Raw genomic sequence first — 3,433 nt, forward strand, 5'->3', positions numbered from 1 at the left:
CTGCCGGACGGGGCCGGGCTGGCGCTGCCCGAGGGGGCCGGTGTGGCGGCCGGCGGCGGCACCGTGGCCGCCCCGCTGCCGTCGGCGGCCTTGATCACCTTGCGGAAGCGCAGCTCGGCCGCGCTGCCCACGTCGGTGAGGTCCCGGTTCTCACCGGGCAGGGAGATGACGATGTTCCGGTTGCCCTCGGTGACCACCTCGGCCTCGGCAACGCCGAACGCGTTGACCCGGCTCTCGATGATCTGGCGGGCCTCCTCGAGGTTCTCCGCCGTCGGGGGCTTGCCGTCGACGCTGTTGGTCGCCTCCAGCGTCACCCGGGTGCCGCCGATGAGGTCCAGGCCGAGCCGGGGCTCGAGCCGGTCCTTCAAGCTGCCGCTGGCGCCGGAGAAGAACACCAGAAGATAGAGGACGACGAAGATGAACCCGAGCACGGCGAGCTGCCGCCCGGGGCGCATCTGTCCCTGAGGTGGTGCCACGGTTGTCCTGTCTCCCTGTACGGTCGCGCCGCTGCGCGCGGCGGCGGCGGGTGTCGGGCCGGGGGTCCCGGCCGACGGGTCTGACCTGGGCCGGCGAGGGAGCCGGCACGATGGCCGGACGCGCCAGCGCGGGACGCCGACGGTCACGGGTGCGTGCCGACGCCCGGCGTCGACCCAACTATCCAGTTTTCACGTCACGTCCGCTGCCCCGTCGGGCGCGGTGGCCCCGAGGGCCGTCGACCGGCCGTACGCCGGACCCGCCACCCCCGAGGGGAGGGTCACTCCTTGACGGTGTCCGCGTCCTCGGTGACCGGCTCGCTCGGCAGCTCGGCGCGGGTGACCACCCGGGCGATGGCCGGCCGGGCGTAGCGGGTCTGCACGCCCGGGGCGACCTCGATCAGGACGGTGTCGTCCTCGATGCCGGTGACCGTGCCGTAGAGCCCACCGATGGTCACGACCTCGTCGCCGGGGCCGAGGTTCGACTGCATCGCCTCCGCCTCACGGCGGCGCTTCTGCTGGGGGCGGATCATCATGAAGTACATGACACCGAAGAGCAGGGCGATCATCAGGATCGGCGTGAAGCTGCCGGCCCCGCCACCCGCTGCTGCGTAAAGCACGGTTACTGACCTTCCCATTGGCCACCTGCCCGGCACATGGGGTGCCGGAGCGGAGGCGGATTCTCACGTCCTGTACAGACCGCGGCGAAGTCTAATCCCTGCACCTGAGAACACCGAATGCGGTGCAGATCACGTTCACATCACGGCTGTTCGGCGTCCAACGAGAACAGATCGGGCGCCGATGGGACATCCACCCCAAATGTACCATTCGGTGGCGTTCGGCCCAGATGCCGCCAGGCCGCCTCGGTGGCCACCCGGCCGCGCGGGGTACGGGCCAGCAGGCCGGCGCGCACCAGGAACGGCTCGCAGACCTCCTCGACCGTGTCCGGCTGCTCCCCCACCGCCACGGCGAGGGTGGACAGCCCCACCGGACCGCCCCGGAACGAGTCGACCAGCGCCGTCAGCACCGCCCGGTCCAGCCGGTCCAGGCCGAGCGCGTCCACGTCGTACACGGTCAACGCGGCGCGGGCCGTACCCAGGTTGACCACGCCCTCGGCCCGCACCTCCGCGTAGTCGCGGACCCGGCGCAGCAGCCGGTTGGCGATCCGCGGCGTGCCCCGGGAACGACCGGCGATCTCGGACGCGCCCTCGGCGGTGATCGGCACACCGAGAATCCGCGCCGAGCGGTGCAGCAGCGTCTCCAGGTCCGCCGGGGCGTAGAAGTCCAGGTGCGCGACGAAGCCGAACCGGTCCCGCATCGGCCCGGTCAGCAGGCCCGACCGCGTGGTCGCCCCGACCAGGGTGAACGGCTCGACGTCCAGCGGAATGGCGGTCGCGCCCGGACCCTTGCCGACCACCACGTCGACCCGGAAGTCCTCCATCGCGCTGTACAGCAGCTCCTCCGCCGGCCGCGCGATGCGGTGGATCTCGTCGATGAACAGCACGTCACCCTCGGCGAGGCTGGTCAGGATCGCCGCCAGGTCGCCGGAGCGCTCGATCGCCGGGCCACTGGTCACCCGGATGCCCGAGCCCAGCTCGGCGGCGACGATGTTGGCCAGGCTGGTCTTGCCCAGGCCGGGCGGGCCGGAGAGCAGGATGTGGTCCGGTGGCGAGCCCCGCCGCATGGCGCCCTGCAACAACAGGTCGAGCTGATCGCGGACCCGGTCCTGAGCGATGAACTCGGCCAGCCGCTTGGGCCGTACGGTGGCCTCCGCGTCCCGGTCGGCGTCACTGACGTACGCCGAGACGAGCCCCTCGGTCTCACTCATCGGGTACGACCCAGCAGGCGGATGGCCTGCCGGAGCAGGACCGGCACGGGCGGGGTCTCGCCGTCGACGGTCTCCGCCACCGCCGCCACCGCCTGGTCGGCCTGCCCGGCCGTCCAGCCCAGCCCGATGAGCGCCTGGCGGACCTGCTCGGGCCAGCTGCCACCGGTCACCCCGGCCGCGCCGTCGGCGCCGATCGGCACCGGGCCGATCCGGTCGCGCAGCTCCAGCACCAGCCGCTCGGCGCCCTTCTTGCCGATTCCGGGCACCCGGGTCAGCGCGGCGGTGTCGGCGTTGGCGATCGCCTTGCGCACCGCGTCCGGGGTGTGCACGGCCAGCACCGCCTGGGCCAGCCTCGGGCCGACCCCACTGGCGGTCTGGAGCAGCTCGAAGAGCGACTTGGCGTCGTCGTCGGCGAAGCCGTAGAGGGTCAGCGAATCCTCCCGGACGACCAGGCTGGTGGCGAGCCGGGCGCTCTGGCCGATCCGCAGCTCGGCGATGAGCCCGGGGGCGCAGTGCACGGCCAGGCCGACCCCGCCGACCTCGATCACGGCCTGGTCCGGCCCTGTCGCGGTCACCGTGCCGCGCACGCTGGCGATCATCGCGCTCCTCCTCGTCGTGCCCGGTCGGCGGCGGCGGCCAGCTTGGAGCGGGTCCCGCCGCGCCAGATGTGGCAGATGGCCAGGGCGAGCGCGTCGGCGGCGTCGGCCGGCTTCGGCGGCTCGGCCAGCCGCAGCAGCCGCGTCACCATGGCGGTCATCTGCGCCTTGTCGGCCTGACCGGAGCCGGTCACCGCCGCCTTCACCTCGCTCGGGGTGTACGTCTGCACCGGCAGCCCGGCGCGCGCCCCGGCCAGCACGGCGATGCCGCTGGCCTGCGCGGTGCCCATCACCGTGCGGACGTTGTGCTGGCTGAACACCCGCTCGACGGCGACGCTCTCCGGTTGGTGCTCGGCGACCAGGTCGGTCAGCGACCGGTCCAGGTGCAGCAGCCGCAGCGACAGGTCGTCGGCCGGGTCGGTGTAGATCACGTAGTAGGCGATCAGGGTGCAGGGTCGCCCGGGCACCCCGTCGACGACGCCGACCCCACACCGGGTCAACCCAGGGTCAACCCCGAGAACCCGCACGCCGCCCCC

At 73.1% G+C, this 3,433-nt stretch carries 4 protein-coding genes and 1 pseudogene; all 5 read right to left on the reverse strand.

Translation table 11 applies throughout. The features are described 5' to 3' along the window. Nucleotides 1-476: pseudogene (locus EAD98_RS25300) on the reverse strand (protein translocase subunit SecD); the annotation flags it as partial. Between the two features lie 278 nt (nt 477-754). Continuing rightward, on the reverse strand, nt 755-1,093 hold the full coding sequence (gene yajC, locus EAD98_RS25305; RefSeq protein ID WP_199723548.1) for a preprotein translocase subunit YajC: 339 nt from the start codon (nt 1,091-1,093) through the stop codon (nt 755-757). Between the two features lie 140 nt (nt 1,094-1,233). Next, nucleotides 1,234-2,301, reverse strand: a complete 1,068-nt coding sequence (gene ruvB / locus EAD98_RS25310; RefSeq protein ID WP_121656491.1) for a Holliday junction branch migration DNA helicase RuvB — start codon at nt 2,299-2,301, stop codon at nt 1,234-1,236. Beyond that, entirely contained in the window at nt 2,298-2,900 is a 603-nt protein-coding gene (gene ruvA / locus EAD98_RS25315; protein ID WP_121656492.1) for a Holliday junction branch migration protein RuvA, read from the reverse strand. The genes ruvB and ruvA overlap by 4 nt, the downstream gene beginning before the upstream one ends. Then, on the reverse strand, nt 2,897-3,424 hold the full coding sequence (gene ruvC / locus EAD98_RS25320) for a crossover junction endodeoxyribonuclease RuvC (RefSeq protein ID WP_121656493.1): 528 nt from the start codon (nt 3,422-3,424) through the stop codon (nt 2,897-2,899). The genes ruvA and ruvC overlap by 4 nt, the downstream gene beginning before the upstream one ends. Between the last annotated feature and the right edge of the window lie 9 nt (nt 3,425-3,433).

Source organism: Micromonospora sp. CV4, from assembly GCF_003667455.1.
Lineage (GTDB): Bacteria > Actinomycetota > Actinomycetes > Mycobacteriales > Micromonosporaceae > Micromonospora.